Origin of the sequence: Promicromonospora aerolata, assembly GCF_042682255.1 — a bacterium.
GTDB lineage: Bacteria > Actinomycetota > Actinomycetes > Actinomycetales > Cellulomonadaceae > Promicromonospora > Promicromonospora aerolata.
In genome coordinates, this window is sequence record NZ_JBHUHF010000001.1 from 427,726 (window position 1) to 442,677 (window position 14,952).

A 14,952-nucleotide genomic window follows, 5' to 3' on the forward strand; every position below is an offset into this window, starting at 1 on the left:
GCCGTCAGCGCTCCGGGCGGCCGTTGACTATCCAGTCGCGGACCATCGCCGTCGCACGGTGGTGGCCGGCCAGCGCGTCGTCGCGCGTCGCGTGCAGCTCCGCGTACTGCTCGGTGCAGTCGATCCGGTCGTCCTCGGCGAGCACGCCGTCCGGATCGAGCCGCTCGACGAAGACCATCGTCTCGTAGATCAGCGGCGTGTGGCCGTGGTCGTGGTCGACCGGGGCGGCCGTGTCGATCCCGGTCCAGACGGTGGACACGTGGTAGATCCCGATGTGGTCCCGTGCGACGTGCCCGCTGCCCGCCCCGAGGCGTAGTACGGACCACTGGTCCTGCGTGATCGGCCTGCCGTCGAGGTCGTAGTACATCCGCTGCGAGAGTCGCTCGAAGAAATCGGGTCCGAACACGGTCTGTTTCCTCCTCGTCGGGTGCTACCGGGAGTCGTCGGCCGAAGCCGTCGACCGAGGGTCAGCATCACCCAGGACGCCGTGGTGCGCGCGGTGGGAGTGTGAGTTGCACGGCCGTCCGGTGAACGTGTTCGACCAGCGTGCGGACCGGGTCCTCGGAGGAGGTGTGGCGGTCGACAACGGGCGTTTGCCGCCCGGAATGCGGGTATATGCCTGATTGCTCCGCCACGGATCACACCGTCAGACGCGCCGAGAGGCCCCGGTTCGGGTGAGTATGAACGAATGCTCAACCTGCGAAACCACCGGGCCCTGCTGTCTGCGGTCGGAGCGTTCGTCGTCGCCGGCGCCGGCAGCGGCATCGCCTGGTCCCAGGCCGAGCGCACCAGCGACCCTGCTGACGTGCTGCTCGATGCCGTGGAGCACAGTGAGTCGACGATGCGCGACTACATCGACGAGATCGGTGACCGGTTCGACGAGATCGAGGCCACTGCCGACGCCGGGCAGCAGGAGGAGCTCGCCACGGCGCTCATGACCGACGTGCCCGACCTCGCCGAAGAGGCGCGCAGCGGAGTCCTCAGCGCGAAAGAGGACGCCCGGGCGGTGACGCTGCCCGAGGACAGTGAGCTCGACCAGGCGCGCGACGCCTACGTGGCGCACATCGACGCCTGGATCGCGGAGTACGAGGAGGCGATGGTCGCCCCGGCGGGCGTCGTCGAGATCGAGCCCACGGTGAACCGGACGTTCGACAAGGCAGTCGCCGCGTTCGACCGCACCCAGCTGGACGCCGACCAGGAGGAGCGCGTGGAGCAGCTCCTCGCCGACTGACGCCTGCTCAGTCGCGCCAGCTCATCGGGGACTGACCGAGGGCTGCGTCCGCCACCCGCTTCGCGGCATCGGTGCGCAGGGCCGCGTAGGACGAGTCGATCCACTCCTGCACCCCGCCCTGGCCGCCGTACCGGTACTCGACGGCCTGCACGAGACACTCCAGCTTGTCCGCGTCGCGCGCGCACCGGGCCTCCGCCGTCTGCTGCGCCTCGAACTCCGTGACGGCGTCTAGCACCGTCGCGGCGGCCGCGTCCGGCAGGGGAGCGACCTGGTCGCGGGTGACCGCGACGTTGTCCGGCTTGGTCACGTACGGCCGGGCGGTGTGGGGGAGGTCCGTGACGCGGGTCTCCTGTGAGTCGTGCCAGAGCGCGAGATAGGCAGCACGTGCCGGGTCGGCACCCTCCTCGGCAGCCAGCAGGGCGGCGAGCTGCGCGACGCGCAGGCTGTGCTCGGCCACCGACTCGGGGTCCCGGATCCCGACCTGCCACCAGCCCGACCGGCGCAGACGCTTGAGCACGCCCATCTCGAAGGTGAAGGCGGCGATCCCGGATGCGGCTGAGCGTGCCGCGGCAGAGTGCGTCATGGCGCTATCGTCCGGCATCATCGTGCGCCACCGCCCGCGGCTCGGGCGACGACCTCGCTCATGACCGGCCGTACAGCTCGTTACCGCCCGTACAACGTCGGCACCTACGATGTGCCGGTGCCACGTGACTCATCCGCCGCCCTGCCCGCCGCCGTCCTGTTCGACATGGACGGCACCCTCGTCGACACCGAGCCCTACTGGATGCGCGCCGAGCGGGAGATCGTCGCGGCGCACGGGGCGACGTGGACGCACGAGGACGCGCTGGGCGCCGTCGGGCAGGCGCTCCTCACGACCGGCGCGATGCTGCACGACGCCGGCGTCCCGCTCGAGCCGGCCGAGATCGTGGCCTGGCTCGTGGACCGGGTGAACGAGCAGCTGCGCGAGGCCGTGCCGTGGCGGGCCGGCGTGCTCGAGCTGCTCGAGGACCTGGGCACCGCACAGGTTCCGTGCGCGATCGTCACCATGTCCTACCGCAGCCAGGCCCAGGTCGTGGCCGACGGCGCCCCCGCAGGGACGTTCGCCCACCTCGTCACCGGCGACGAGGTGGCGCACGGCAAGCCGCACCCGGAGCCCTACCTCGTGGCCGCCGACCTGCTGGGCGTGCGCGTGGAGGACTGCGTGGCCATCGAGGACTCCGGCCCCGGGATCACGTCGGCGCTCGCGTCCGGCGCCCGCACCCTTGGTGTACCCGCCGAGGTGCCCGTGCCGCAGCGGCCGGGCCTCAGCCGGGCGGTGTCCCTCAAGCAGATCGATCTTGACGTGCTCGGTCGGATCGTGTCCGGCGAGGTCGTCGACCTGCTCGGCTGACCTGCTCGACCGGCTCGTGCCGCGTCTGCTCCGCCCGTCTGCTCCGCCCCGACCGCTCCGCCCCGACCGCTCCGCCCCGACCGCCTGGCGGAGCAGGTCAGACCGCGATTCCCAGCCGCAGCGGGACGGCCCCCTCCGGGATCTCCGGCGGCGTGCCGCCGAACTCCGGGCACAGCGACTGGTGCGCGCACCAGCCGCACAGCTTGGACCTGCGCGGCTTCCACTCGCCGGTCCGGGCCGCCTCCTCGATGGCGGACCAGATGGTGCGGATCTTCTGCTCGGTCTGCTCCAGCTGACCGGTCGTCGGCTCGCCGCGCAGCACCTGGCCGTCACCCAGGTACACCAGCTGCAGCATCTTGGGCAGCACCCCACGCTCGCGCCACAGGACCAGCCCGTAGAACCGCATCTGGAACACGGCCGACGACTCGTAGCCCGGGCGTGGTGACTTGCCCGTCTTGTAGTCGACCACCCGCACCGCGCCCGTGGGCGCGACGTCCAGCCGGTCCACGATGCCGCGCAGCAGCGGACCGCCGTCGAGCTGGGACTCCACCAGCAGCTCTCGCTCGGCCGGCTCCAGCCGGTTCGGGTCCTCGAGCGTGAAGTACGTGCCGAGCAGCGAACCCGCTCCCGCGAGCCACCCCTCGCGGTCCTGCCCGTCGGGGCCGACCCCGTCCGTGAACAGGGACGTGTAGCGGTCGTCCGCCTCCAGCAGCCGGTCCCACTCGCCGGGCAGCAGGTCCTGCGCCGCCGCGAGCGTCCGCTCACCGAGCGGGGCGTCGTACAGCCGCTCCAGCACCGAGTGCACCAGGGTGCCGCGCGCCGCCGCGGCCGACGGCGGCTCCGGCAGCCGGTCCACCGTACGGAACCGGAACAGCAGGGGGCACTGCATGAAGTCGTTCGCGCGGGACGGCGACAGCGCCGGCGGCCGTGACGGCGCACGCACGACAGACACGGTCTCGGCTGCCTCCACCGGCACGTCCAGCACCGGCTCCTGGGATACCTCCGTCGTCGTCATGCCCCAACCCTAGGTGCGGCCACCGACATCCCCCGGCAGTCGTCCACAGCGCGCCGTGTCGCCCATGCCGGCCGGCCGGATAGGTTTGTCCGGTGACCACCTCGGAGCCCGCCTCCACACCCGCACCGCCCGCCCCGCAACGCTCGAAGGGGTTCGTCATCGGCCGCGTGGCCGGCGCGCCCGTCATCGTCACGCGGTCCTGGTTCCTCGCCGCCTTCATCCTGACCGTCCTGTTCGTGCCCAACGTCCAGGCGATCGCACCAGGGCTCGGCGCAGGGGCCTACCTCGTCGCGTTCGCCTTCGTGCTGCTCCTGTTCGGGTCCGTGTTCCTGCACGAGACCGCGCACGCCCTCGTCGCCAGGGCGCGCGGGCAGAACGTGACGGAGCTCGCCGTCACGCTCTGGGGCGGCCACACCGCCTACACCGGGGGCCTGGGAAGACCGCTCGACGGCTTCCTCGTCGCCGTCGTCGGCCCCCTCACCAACCTGGCGCTCGCGGCCGGGTTCTGGTTCGCCTACCAGGCCTCGCCGGTACTGAACGTGCCGACGCTCCTGCTGTACGCGGGTGCGCTCTCCAACGCGTTCGTCGGCGCCTTCAACCTGCTGCCCGGTCTGCCGCTCGACGGTGGCCAGATCCTCGAGTCCCTCGTCTGGGCCGTCACGGGCAAGCGCACCACCGGCACCGTCGTGGCCGGCTGGGTCGGTCGGGCCGTCGCCGTCGGCGTCCTGCTCTGGGCCCTGGCCGTGCCCTTCCTGCAGGGCACCACACCACGCCTGACCACGGTCCTGTGGTCGGCGCTGATCGGGGCGTTCCTCTGGGCGGGGGCGGGTGCCGCGATCACCAACGGACTGCGCAGGGAGGCGGTGGCCGGCCTGTCCGCGAAGGGGCTCGCGTCCCCGGCGGCGCTGGTGCCGCTCGGCTCGACCGTCGGCGACGCGCTGCGGGCCCGGGCGACGGTGCCGGCCGGCGGCGCGTCGGTGCCGCACCACGTGGTCGTCGTGGGGCAGGACCAGACCCCCGTCGCCGTGCTCGACGGCAACGCCGTCGCTGCGGTCCCCGAGTCGGCCCGGGAGCTGACCCAGGTCGACGCCGTGGCCGTGCCGTTCGTCGTGGGGTCCGAGGTCCACCCGGAAATGTCGGGCACGGACCTGCTCACGCACCTGGCCCAGCGGTCGGGCGGTGCCCGGCTGGTTCCCGTGGTCGAGCACGGCCGGGTCACGGGGGTGCTCGACCTCGCCGACGTCGCGCGGGCGGTCCGCGCGACCTGACGGGCCGCGCCTGGCCCGGACCGGGTGCCGGCGTCCCGCCGGCGAACGCGGGCAGGCGGCCCAGCGCCTAGGATGGTCCGTCGTGACCACACCCACCGATACCCCGACCGCCACCGGTGCCGAGCTGCGCCGCGGCCCGTTCCGAGTGGGCGACAAGGTCCAGCTGACCGACCCGAAGGGTCGCCTGCACACCATCACGCTGCAGCCCGGCGGGACCTTCCACACGCACAAGGGCTACTTCAAGCACGAGCAGATCATCGGGCAGCCCGAGGGGTCCGTGGTGGTCAACACCGCGGACATCGAGTACCTCGCCCTGCGCCCGCTGCTGGCCGACTACGTCCTGTCGATGCCACGCGGTGCCGCCGTCGTCTACCCCAAGGACGCCGCGCAGATCGTCGCCATGGCCGACATCTACCCGGGCGCACGCGTGGTCGAGGCGGGCGTCGGCTCCGGCGCGCTGACGATGTCCCTGCTGCGCGCCGTCGGCGACGCGGGCCACCTCCACTCGATCGAGCGGCGCGAGGACTTCGCGGCCATCGCGCAGGGCAACGTCGAGACGTTCTTCGGCGGGCCGCACCCGGCGTGGCAGCTCTCGGTGGGCGACCTGTCCGACGTGCTGCCCCAGGTCGCGGAGCCGGGAGCGGTCGACCGGGTGGTCCTGGACATGCTCGCGCCCTGGGAGAACGTCGACGCCGTCGCCTCGGCGCTCGCGCCCGGCGGCGTCCTCGTCTGCTACGTGGCGACCACGACGCAGCTTTCGCGCACAGCAGAAGATCTGCGCGCGGACGGCCGGTTCGCCGAGCCGTCGGCCTTCGAGACGATGATCCGCGGCTGGCACCTCGAGGGTCTGGCCGTACGCCCTGAGCACCGGATGATCGGGCACACGGGCTTCCTGATCACCGCCCGCCGGCTCGCCGACGGGGTCACTCCGCCGCACCGGAAACGGCGTCCTGCCAAGGGTGCGTACCCCGTGACGCCCGAGGCCGAGTGGAGCTCGGAGGAGCTGGGGGAGCGGGCCATATCGGACAAGAAGGTTCGAAAGGTGCGACGTGACCTGGGTGTTGCCCCGGAGGATCCGAGCACCCCTCCCGCGTGAACGGGCTGTAACGATCGCGTACTCCGCGCGTCTCAAACGGGTGTTCTTACTCCCGGTGTGTCAGTGACTGTGCTTAGAGTGCTGTTCTCGGAGGCGTTTGCGTCATATGGTCGCCTCCCGGGCCCTACGAGAGGGGATGTCATGACCGAGAGCACGTCAGGATACAACCATCCCGAGCATGAGTCTTTGCCAAACCGCGACTACGAGCGCCAGATTGCCCTCCTCTCAGCCAAGAACGAGCGCCTGGCGGAAGCACTCCGCGCAGCGCGCGACCAGATCGTCGAGCTGAAGAAACAGCTCGACGAGCTTGCCAAGCCGCCGGGTACGTACGCCGTGTTCCTGGGGGCTCATGCCGACGGTTCCGTCGACATCTCGTCCGCCGGCCGCAAGATGCACGTGTCCGCGAGCCCCAACCTGGACGTCACCCGGCTCAGCCCGGGCCAGGAGGTCAAGCTCAACGAGGCCATGACCGTCGTCGGTGCGGGCGAGTACGAGCGCACGGGCGAGCTCGTGACCGTCAAGGAGATGCTCGGCGGTGACCGGGTGCTCGTCGTCGGCCGTGCGGACGAGGAGCGCGTGGTGCGCCTCGCCGGGTCGGTGATGGACGTACCGCTCCGGGTGGGTGACTCGCTCACCATCGACACGCGCAGCGGCTTCGTGTTCGAGGTCGTGCCGAAGTCCGAGGTCGAGGAGCTGGTGCTCGAAGAGGTCCCCGACATCGAGTACGAGGACATCGGTGGCCTCGGCCCGCAGATCGAGGCGATCCGCGATGCCGTGGAGCTGCCCTTCGCGCACCCGGACCTGTTCCGGGAGCACGGGCTGCGCCCGCCCAAGGGCGTGCTGCTGTACGGACCGCCCGGCTGCGGCAAGACGCTCATCGCCAAGGCGGTCGCCCACTCCCTCGCGGGGATGGTCGCCCGTGCCAACGGGGGCAACCCCGAGGTGAAGAGCTTCTTCCTGAACGTCAAGGGGCCGGAGCTCCTCAACAAGTACGTCGGCGAGACCGAGCGGCACATCCGCCTGATCTTCTCCCGCGCCCGGGAGAAGGCCAGCCAGGGGATGCCCGTCGTCGTGTTCTTCGACGAGATGGAGTCGCTCTTCCGCACCCGCGGTACGGGCCTCTCCTCGGACGTGGAGACCACGATCGTGCCCCAGCTCCTCGCGGAGATCGACGGCGTGGAGCGGCTCGACAACGTCATCGTCATCGGAGCGTCCAACCGTGAGGACATGATCGACCCGGCGATCCTGCGTCCGGGGCGGCTCGACGTGAAGATCAAGATCGAGCGGCCCGACGCCGAGGGTGCCAAGGAGGTCTTCGGCAAGTACCTCACCAAGGAGCTGCCGATCCACTCCGAGGACCTGGCCGAGTACGGCAACAACACCGCCGCGGCCCTCGACGGCATGATCACGTCGGTCGTGGAGCGGATGTACTCGGAGGACGAGGAGAACCAGTTCCTCGAGGTGACGTACGCCTCCGGTGACAAGGAGGTCCTCTTCTTCAAGGACTTCAACTCCGGCGCCATGATCCAGAACGTGGTGGACCGAGCCAAGAAGAACGCGATCAAGGACTTCCTGTCCACGGGGCAGAAGGGCATCCGGGTGGAGCACCTGCTGACCGCGTGCGTGGACGAGTTCAAGGAGAACGAGGACCTCCCGAACACCACGAACCCCGATGACTGGGCGCGTATCAGCGGCAAGAAGGGCGAGCGCATCGTCTTCATCCGCACCATCGTCCAGAACAAGGGCGAGGGTGCGACGCCGCGCACCATCGACACCGTCCAGAACACCGGCCAGTATCTCTGACCGCACTTCGAGACAGGGTCCGCGTCCGTCGCTCGGGCGCGGGCCCTGCCTGACCAACGGGACTACTCCGGCATAGGGTGGTGAACGTGAGCGTGCGTCGTGTGATGGGCATCGAGACCGAGTACGGGGTACTGCAGCCAGGTCGCCCCCTGGCCAACCCGATGTTGCTGTCGAGCCAGGTGGTTACCACCTACCGGGCGATCTCCACGCGTGCCGAGGGCACGGGCGGCAGGGCCCGCTGGGACTATGACGACGAGGACCCGCTGCAGGACGCGCGCGGGTTCCACCTCGACCGCGCCTCGGCGCAGCCGTCGATGCTGACCGACGACCCGGCGCTGCCCGCACCGTCGGGCCCCGTCACCGGGCAGGTGCCCGTGGTGGAGCCGGGCCTGCCGGGCCGGGGCCGACGCCGGTCCGGGTCGACGCAGGAGGTCGAGCGGCCGGCCGCCGAGGAGTACGACGACCCGAGCGCCGCGAACGTGATCCTCACGAACGGCGCACGGCTGTACGTGGACCACGCCCATCCCGAGTACTCCTCGCCGGAGGTGATGACGCCGGAGGACATCGTGCGCTGGGACGTCGCCGGCGAGCGGGTCATGCTCGCCGCGCTGCGTGAGCTGGCGAACTTTCCCGGCAACGAGGTGGTGCTCTACAAGAACAACGTGGACGGCAAGGGCGCGAGCTACGGCACCCATGAGAACTACCTGGTGGACCGGGCGCTGCCGTTCACCACGCTCGCCGAGCTCATCACGCCGTTCCTCGTCACGCGTCAGGTGTTCACGGGCTCCGGCCGGGTGGGCCTGGGCGCGACGAGCGGCACCGCCGGCTACCAGATCTCGCAGCGTGCCGACTACATCGAGGCCGAGATCGGCCTGGAGACGACGCTGCGCCGACCCATCGTCAACACCCGCGACGAGCCGCACGCCGACCGGCAGCGCTGGCGTCGGCTGCACCTGATCCTCGGGGACGCCAACCTGATGGAGGTACCCACCTATCTCAAGACGGGCACCACGTCGCTGGTGCTCTGGGTGCTGGAGCATCTCGACGAGCTGGCGGAGGCCGGCGTGGACGCCCGTGCCGAGCTCACCGCCCTCCGGCTGGCGGCTCCGGTGAGCGACGTGCAGAAGGTCTCCCGGGACCTCACGCTGACCGCACCGCTCGACCTGGCCGACGGCAGGCGGATGACGGCGCTGGAGGTCCAGGGCGAGGTGGCCGACGTCGTGCGGCGCTCCCTCAAGGTGCTCGGCACCGACGCGGAGTCGGACGCCGTCCTGGACCGGTGGGCGTCGGTCGTGGAGCGGCTCGGCACGGACCAGGCGAGCTGTGCGCGCGAGGTGGAGTGGATCGCCAAGATGCGTCTGCTCGACCGCCTGCGCTCGCGCGACGGCCTGGAGTGGGACCACCCGCGGCTGCACGCCATGGACCTGCAGTGGTCCGATGTGCGCCCGGAGCGAGGCATCTACCACCGGCTGCTCGCCAAGGGCGCGGTGGATCGCATCGTCGACGAGGAGAGCGTCGCGCGAGCGGTGCAGCACCCGCCGACGGACACGCGCGCCTACTTCCGGGGCGAGGTGATGGCCCGGTACGGCGGCCAGGTCTCGGCGGCGAGCTGGGACTCCGTCATCTTCGACGTCGACGGGTCCCAGGCCCTGCAACGTGTGCCGATGCTGGACCCGACCCGTGGCACGCGCCGCCACATCGGCGCGCTGCTCGATGCGAGCCCCGACGCCGCGACCCTGCTCGCGGGACTCTCCGGAAGAAGGTGACCTGCGATGTCAGTGTCACCGCCTAGGGTCAATATCTAGGGTCAGGGCCTAGGCTTCGAGACCAGCACTACGTCAGAGAATCACCAGGAGGCGATCATGGCCGGTCAGGAAAGAATCAACCCGTCACACGAGGACCGCACTCCCGACGACGACGCGGAGGCCCCGGCGCCCGCCGCCGCGGCGGCACAGAAGGACGACGACGAGGTCGACGCCCTGCTCGAGGAGATCGACGGGGTGCTGGAGACCAACGCCGAGTCGTTCGTTCGCGGATTCGTCCAGAAGGGTGGGCAGTGACCCTGAGCGCAGACCACACCACAGGACGACTCCCGGACGCCTTCCTGCGTCCGGGATCGTCGTCCTTCGTGGACTTCCTGGCCGAGCACGCCCCCGACCGCCTGCCCGGGAACCGGGTCATGCCCGCCGGCGTGACCGACCCGGCGACCCTGTCCCCCCACGCGACCACGATCGTGGCGCTCACCTTTGACGGTGGCGTCCTGCTGGCGGGTGACCGCCGGGCCACCGCCGGTCCCATGATCGCCAGCCGCAGCATCGAGAAGGTGTTCCCGGCCGACGAGTACTCGGCCGTGGGCATCGCCGGCTCGGCCGGTATCGGGCTGGAGCTGGTGCGCCTCTTCCAGCTCGAGCTCGAGCACTACGAGAAGATCGAGGGTTCGCTCCTCTCGCTCACCGGCAAGGCGAACCGCCTGGCGACGATGCTGCGGGCGAACCTGCCCATGGCGATGCAGGGGCTCGCGGTGGTGCCGCTCTTCGGGGGCTACGACCTGGCCCAGGGCGTCGGCCGCATCTTCAGCTATGACGCCACCGGCGGGCGGTACGAGGAGCACGAGCACCACGGCGTGGGCTCGGGGTCGATCTTCGCCCGGGGTGCCCTGAAGAAGCTCTGGCGGCGTGGGATGGACGCCGAGGCGGCGGTCCACGTCGCGGTCGAGGCGCTGTACGACGCCGCGGACGACGACTCGGCGACGGGCGGGCCCGACACCGTGCGGGGGATCTTCCCGGTGGTCGCCACGGTGTCCGAGGACGGTTACCAGCGCATCGAGGATGCGGAGATCTCCCGCGTGGCGGAGCAGATCGTGGCCCAGCGCCGAGAGAGGGGGCACCTCGCATGAACATGCCGTTCTACGTCTCGCCCGAGCAGCTGATGAAGGACCGGGCGGACTTCGCCCGCAAGGGCATCGCCCGGGGCCGGTCCGTGGTGGTGCTCGCCTACGACGGCGGCATCGCGTTCGCCACGGAGAACCCGTCGCGCGCGCTGCACAAGATCTCGGAGATCTACGACCGCATCGCCTTCGCGGCCGTCGGCAAGTACAACGAGTTCGAGAACCTGCGGGTGGCGGGCGTGCGGTACGCCGACATGCGGGGCTACTCCTACGACAGGTCCGACGTGACGGCACGCGGCCTGGCGAACGCGTACGCCCAGACGCTGGGCACCGTGTTCATCACCGAGTCGAAGCCGCTCGAGGTGGAGATCGTCGTCGCCGAGGTGGGCGCCGACTCGACGGACGACCAGATCTACCGGCTCACCTACGACGGCACGGTGGCGGACGAGCACGGCTTCGTCGTCATGGGCGGCCAGGCCGAACAGCTCGGCCGGCGCGTCAAGGAGGGCTGGCGCGAGGACATGTCGCTCGGGGAGGCGCTGCGGCTCGCCGTGGCCGCACTCGGTTCGGGGGAGGGCTCGGCGTCGCGCACCATCGAGGCGGCCCAGCTCGAGGTCGCGGTGCTGGAACGGGACAGGCCGCGGCGGGCGTTCCGGCGTCTCGCCCGCCCCGTCCTGGCCGACCTCCTCGCCGACGGCGCGGAGGCGCCCGCCGGGGACGCGGAACCGCCGGCGTCCGCCGGCAAGCCCACCGCCGAGGCCGAGGGCGGCACCCAGGCCAGGGCCGAGCCGGTGCCGGCACCGGAGGCTCCGGCCGACGAAACGGACGCGTCACCGACCGAGGAGCCCACCGGCGAGGGGTCCCCGCCCGAGACCACCTCGCCCGAGACCACCTCGCCCGACGACAAGCCCGGTGACCGGCCGGACACCCCCGGCACCACGCCTGGCACCGAGCAGTAGCAGCAGGTTCCGCGAACCGGGAGGGGAAGTCCATGGACCGTAGGATCTTTGGTCTTGAGACCGAGTACGGCGTGACGTGCGCCGCCGACGACGGGCGTGGCCTGTCCGCTGACGAGGTCGCCCGCTACCTGTTCCGGAAGGTGGTGGCGTGGGGCCGTTCCTCGAACGTGTTCCTGAGGAACGGTTCCCGCCTCTACCTCGACGTCGGATCCCACCCCGAGTACGCGACGGCGGAGTGCGACGACGTGCGCCAGCTCGTGTCGTACGACCGGGGCGGGGAGCGCATCCTGGAAGGGCTCGTGGCCGACGCGCAGCAGCGCCTGGAGCACGAGGACCTGCCCGGCCGCATCCACCTCTTCAAGAACAACACCGACTCGGCCGGCAACTCCTACGGGTGCCACGAGAACTACCTGGTGCGGCGGTCGGGCGACTTCTCGCGGCTGTCCGACGTGCTCGTGCCGTTCCTCATCACCCGCCAGATCCTGGTCGGGGCAGGCAAGGTGCTCTCGACCCCACGTGGTGCGGTGTACTGCCTCTCCCAGCGCGCCGACCACATCTGGGAGGCGGTCTCCAGCGCCACGACGCGGTCGCGCCCGATCATCAACACGCGTGACGAGCCCCACGCCGATGCCGAGCTCTACCGCCGGCTGCACGTCATCGTGGGCGACTCCTCCATGGCGGAGCCGACCACCATGCTCAAGGTGGGCAGCACCGACCTGGTGCTGCGCCTCGTCGAGGCCGGGGTGCCGATGCGGGACCTCACCCTGGAGAACCCGATCCGCGCCATCCGCGAGATCAGTCACGACCGCAGCGGCAAGCATGCGGTGACGCTGGCCAACGGCCGGACCATGACCGCCATCGAGATCCAGTCGGAGTACTACGAGCGGGCCCGCGAGCTGGTCGAGGCCAACCTCGAGGTCACACCGGTGGTCAAGCAGGTGCTCGACCTGTGGGAGCGCGGGCTGCGCGCCCTGGAGGCGGAGGACGTGTCGCTCGTGGACCGCGAGCTGGACTGGGCGATCAAGCTCCGGCTCATCCGGCGCTACCAGGAGAAGCACGGCCTGGGCCTCGACGACCCGCGCGTCGCGCGGCTCGACCTCGCCTACCACGACATCTCCCGCACGGAAGGTCTGTACAACCTGCTCGCGGCACGTGGCATGGTCGAGCGGGTCACGACGGACCTGGAGGTGTTCGAGTCCACGGCGCTCCCGCCGCAGACCACCCGGGCCAAGCTGCGCGGCGACTTCGTGCGCGCGGCACAGGAGGCGCGGCGGGACTACACGGTGGACTGGGTGCACCTCAAGCTGAACGACCAGGCGCAGCGCACCGTGCTGTGCAAGGACCCGTTCAAGAGCGTGGACGACAGGGTGGAGCGGCTCATCGAGAGCATGTGAGGCCTGGCCCGTGCCCCGGGATGGACCATCGGTCGATTCCGGGGCACACCTCCGTCATGGGACACTTTGCAGGTGAATTCCTGGGTGCGCGTCATCGTCGGTGCGCTGGCAGCGGCGACGGTGACAGCGGCCACGGCGTGCGCGCCGGCATCGCTACCGGTGGACGTCGGCCCGGCACCGACGTCCTCGGCCTCGCAGGCCCCGTTCCAGGTCCAGGGGACGAGCGGCGCACCGCCCACGCTCGAGTACCAGAAGCCGTTCGACGTGGTGCGGTCGGGCTCGCGCTCGGTGTGGCCCGGCACGGGGGACGTGCTGGAGCGTGACGACCCCGTGCTGCTGAACCTCTACGCGCAGGACGGTCGGGACGGTACGGAGCTGCAGAACACGTTCCGCACGGCGCCCGTCGCGTACACGATGACCGAGGGGTCCCTCGGCAACAATCTCTTCGAGGCGCTCGAGGGCAAGCGCGTCGGTGCGCGCCTCTCGCTCATCGAGGAGCAGGACGGTGTCCCGGTGCTGCTGGTGGTGGACGTGCTGCCCGCCCGTGCGTCCGGCGTCGAGGCCCCGGCCCCGGCCAAGAACCTGCCCCAGGTGCGCCTCGACGACCTCGGTGTCCCGGAGGTGCGGATCCCGCGCGGCGCGGAGCCCCCGTCAAGGCTGGTGGTGCACCCGCTGATCCGCGGCTCGGGCCCACAGGTGCGTGCCGGCCAGATCCTCACCGTCGAGTTCACCGCGGTGCGGTGGAGCGACGGGAGCGTGGTCGACACGACGTGGACGGAAGGCACCCCGCCGCAGTCCGCCGAGATCGGCATCGGACGGCTCGTCGAGGGCTGGGACCAGGGGCTGGTGGAACAGACCGTCGGGTCCCAGGTGTTGCTGGTGGTACCGCCGCAGCAGGCCTACGCGAACACCAAGAGCCGGCTCGCCGGCGAGACGCTGGTGTACGTGGTCGACATACTCGACGCGCACCAACTCGATCCGCACAAGGCGGGCGCCGAGGAAGAACCCCAGAAGAAGGAGGGCTGATGTCCGTCGCGATCCGTGTGATCCCGTGCCTGGACGTCGACGCCGGCCGAGTGGTCAAGGGCGTCAACTTTGCCGACCTGCGGGACGCGGGCGACCCCGTCGAGCTCGCCGACCGGTACGACGCCGAGGGGGCCGACGAGCTCACGTTCCTCGACGTGTCCGCCTCGTCGGGCGACCGCGAGACCATGATCGACGTGGTACGCCGCACCGCGGAGCAGGTCTTCGTGCCGCTCACCGTGGGTGGCGGCGTGCGCTCGACCGACGACGTCGACCGGCTGCTGCGGGCCGGCGCCGACAAGGTGGGCGTGAACACGGCGGCCATCGCGCGGCCCGAGCTGATCGCCGAGATCGCCCAGCGGTTCGGTTCGCAGGTGCTGACGCTGAGCGTCGACGCGCGCCGGGTCACGGGCGACGTCACCACCCCGTCGGGCTACGAGGTCACCACGCACGGTGGACGGCGTGGCACCGGGATCGACGCCGTCGAGTGGGCCGAGAAGGCAGCGGCTCTCGGAGCGGGCGAGATCCTGCTCAACTCCATGGACGCCGACGGGACCACCGCGGGGTTCGACCTGGAGATGCTGCGGGCCGTGCGGGAGCGGGTCCAGGTGCCGCTCGTCGCGTCCGGCGGCGCGGGCACGCCCCAGCACTTCGTGGAGGCCGCCGAGGCGGGGGCGGACGCCGTCCTCGCGGCCTCCGTGTTCCACTTCGGTGCGCTGACCGTGAGCCAGGTCAAGGACACGATGCGTGCGGCGGGTCTCGACGTCCGCTGACCTGTTCCGACCAGCCTTGACCTCAACCAAGGTTGAGGTCATATCGTCGTCGATGCCCTGGGCGAAAATCTGTCGAATCGATTCCCGGGTCGTGAGAAAATGACATCGTCCCC

General features: G+C 70.8%; 14 protein-coding genes and 1 pseudogene. 12 read left to right on the forward strand and 3 right to left on the reverse strand.

Annotated elements, in window-relative coordinates:
- Positions 1 to 4: 4 nt before the first annotated feature.
- Positions 5 to 406: a hypothetical protein gene (locus tag ACFSL2_RS01950; RefSeq protein WP_377196216.1), complete on the reverse strand. Its 402-nt coding sequence runs from the start codon at positions 404 to 406 to the stop codon at positions 5 to 7.
- Positions 407 to 688: 282 nt separating this feature from the next.
- Between ACFSL2_RS01950 and ACFSL2_RS01955 the strand changes: the two genes are divergently transcribed.
- Positions 689 to 1,231 (forward strand): hypothetical protein, encoded by a 543-nt coding sequence (locus tag ACFSL2_RS01955; protein WP_377196217.1) that lies wholly within the window; start codon positions 689 to 691, stop codon positions 1,229 to 1,231.
- A 7-nt stretch (positions 1,232 to 1,238) separates the two neighbouring features.
- Here ACFSL2_RS01955 and ACFSL2_RS01960 read toward each other — a convergent pair whose 3' ends face one another.
- Complete coding sequence (locus tag ACFSL2_RS01960) at positions 1,239 to 1,814, reverse strand: HD domain-containing protein (protein ID WP_377196218.1); 576 nt, start codon at positions 1,812 to 1,814, stop codon at positions 1,239 to 1,241.
- Between the two features lie 117 nt (positions 1,815 to 1,931).
- On the opposite strand from ACFSL2_RS01960, the gene ACFSL2_RS01965 reads away from it, so the two are divergent.
- Positions 1,932 to 2,621: an HAD family hydrolase gene (locus tag ACFSL2_RS01965; protein WP_377196219.1), complete on the forward strand. Its 690-nt coding sequence runs from the start codon at positions 1,932 to 1,934 to the stop codon at positions 2,619 to 2,621.
- A gap of 97 nt (positions 2,622 to 2,718) precedes the next feature.
- Here the strand turns inward: ACFSL2_RS01965 and ACFSL2_RS01970 are convergent, their stop codons facing one another.
- Positions 2,719 to 3,636, reverse strand: coding sequence for a RecB family exonuclease (locus ACFSL2_RS01970; protein WP_377196220.1), 918 nt, complete (start codon positions 3,634 to 3,636; stop codon positions 2,719 to 2,721).
- A gap of 92 nt (positions 3,637 to 3,728) precedes the next feature.
- On the opposite strand from ACFSL2_RS01970, the gene ACFSL2_RS01975 reads away from it, so the two are divergent.
- The 10 genes and pseudogenes from ACFSL2_RS01975 (at position 3,729) to hisF (ending at position 14,839) form a co-directional block, all read left to right on the forward strand.
- The gene (locus ACFSL2_RS01975; RefSeq protein ID WP_377196221.1) at positions 3,729 to 4,904 is read left to right on the forward strand and encodes a site-2 protease family protein; all 1,176 of its coding nucleotides are present in this window, start codon (positions 3,729 to 3,731) and stop codon (positions 4,902 to 4,904) included.
- A gap of 82 nt (positions 4,905 to 4,986) precedes the next feature.
- Entirely contained in the window at positions 4,987 to 6,000 is a 1,014-nt protein-coding gene (locus ACFSL2_RS01980; RefSeq protein WP_377196222.1) for a tRNA (adenine-N1)-methyltransferase, read from the forward strand.
- 141 nt (positions 6,001 to 6,141) lie between these two features.
- On the forward strand, positions 6,142 to 7,803 hold the full coding sequence (gene arc / locus ACFSL2_RS01985) for a proteasome ATPase (protein ID WP_377196223.1): 1,662 nt from the start codon (positions 6,142 to 6,144) through the stop codon (positions 7,801 to 7,803).
- Between the two features lie 104 nt (positions 7,804 to 7,907).
- Complete coding sequence (dop, locus tag ACFSL2_RS01990; protein ID WP_377200751.1) at positions 7,908 to 9,569, forward strand: depupylase/deamidase Dop; 1,662 nt, start codon at positions 7,908 to 7,910, stop codon at positions 9,567 to 9,569.
- A gap of 96 nt (positions 9,570 to 9,665) precedes the next feature.
- On the forward strand, positions 9,666 to 9,863 hold the full coding sequence (locus ACFSL2_RS01995) for a ubiquitin-like protein Pup (RefSeq protein ID WP_377196224.1): 198 nt from the start codon (positions 9,666 to 9,668) through the stop codon (positions 9,861 to 9,863).
- Entirely contained in the window at positions 9,860 to 10,699 is an 840-nt protein-coding gene (gene prcB, locus ACFSL2_RS02000) for a proteasome subunit beta (RefSeq protein ID WP_377196225.1), read from the forward strand. The genes ACFSL2_RS01995 and prcB overlap by 4 nt, the downstream gene beginning before the upstream one ends.
- Positions 10,696 to 11,409, forward strand: a pseudogene (gene prcA / locus ACFSL2_RS02005) (proteasome subunit alpha); the annotation flags it as partial. The gene prcB and the pseudogene prcA, both read left to right, overlap by 4 nt.
- Positions 11,410 to 11,681: 272 nt before the next feature.
- Positions 11,682 to 13,043 (forward strand): Pup--protein ligase, encoded by a 1,362-nt coding sequence (pafA, locus tag ACFSL2_RS02010; RefSeq protein ID WP_377196226.1) that lies wholly within the window; start codon positions 11,682 to 11,684, stop codon positions 13,041 to 13,043.
- Positions 13,044 to 13,115: 72 nt separating this feature from the next.
- Positions 13,116 to 14,069, forward strand: a complete 954-nt coding sequence (locus ACFSL2_RS02015) for an FKBP-type peptidyl-prolyl cis-trans isomerase (RefSeq protein WP_377196227.1) — start codon at positions 13,116 to 13,118, stop codon at positions 14,067 to 14,069.
- Entirely contained in the window at positions 14,069 to 14,839 is a 771-nt protein-coding gene (gene hisF / locus ACFSL2_RS02020; protein ID WP_377196228.1) for an imidazole glycerol phosphate synthase subunit HisF, read from the forward strand. The genes ACFSL2_RS02015 and hisF overlap by 1 nt, the downstream gene beginning before the upstream one ends.
- Positions 14,840 to 14,952: the final 113 nt, after the last annotated feature.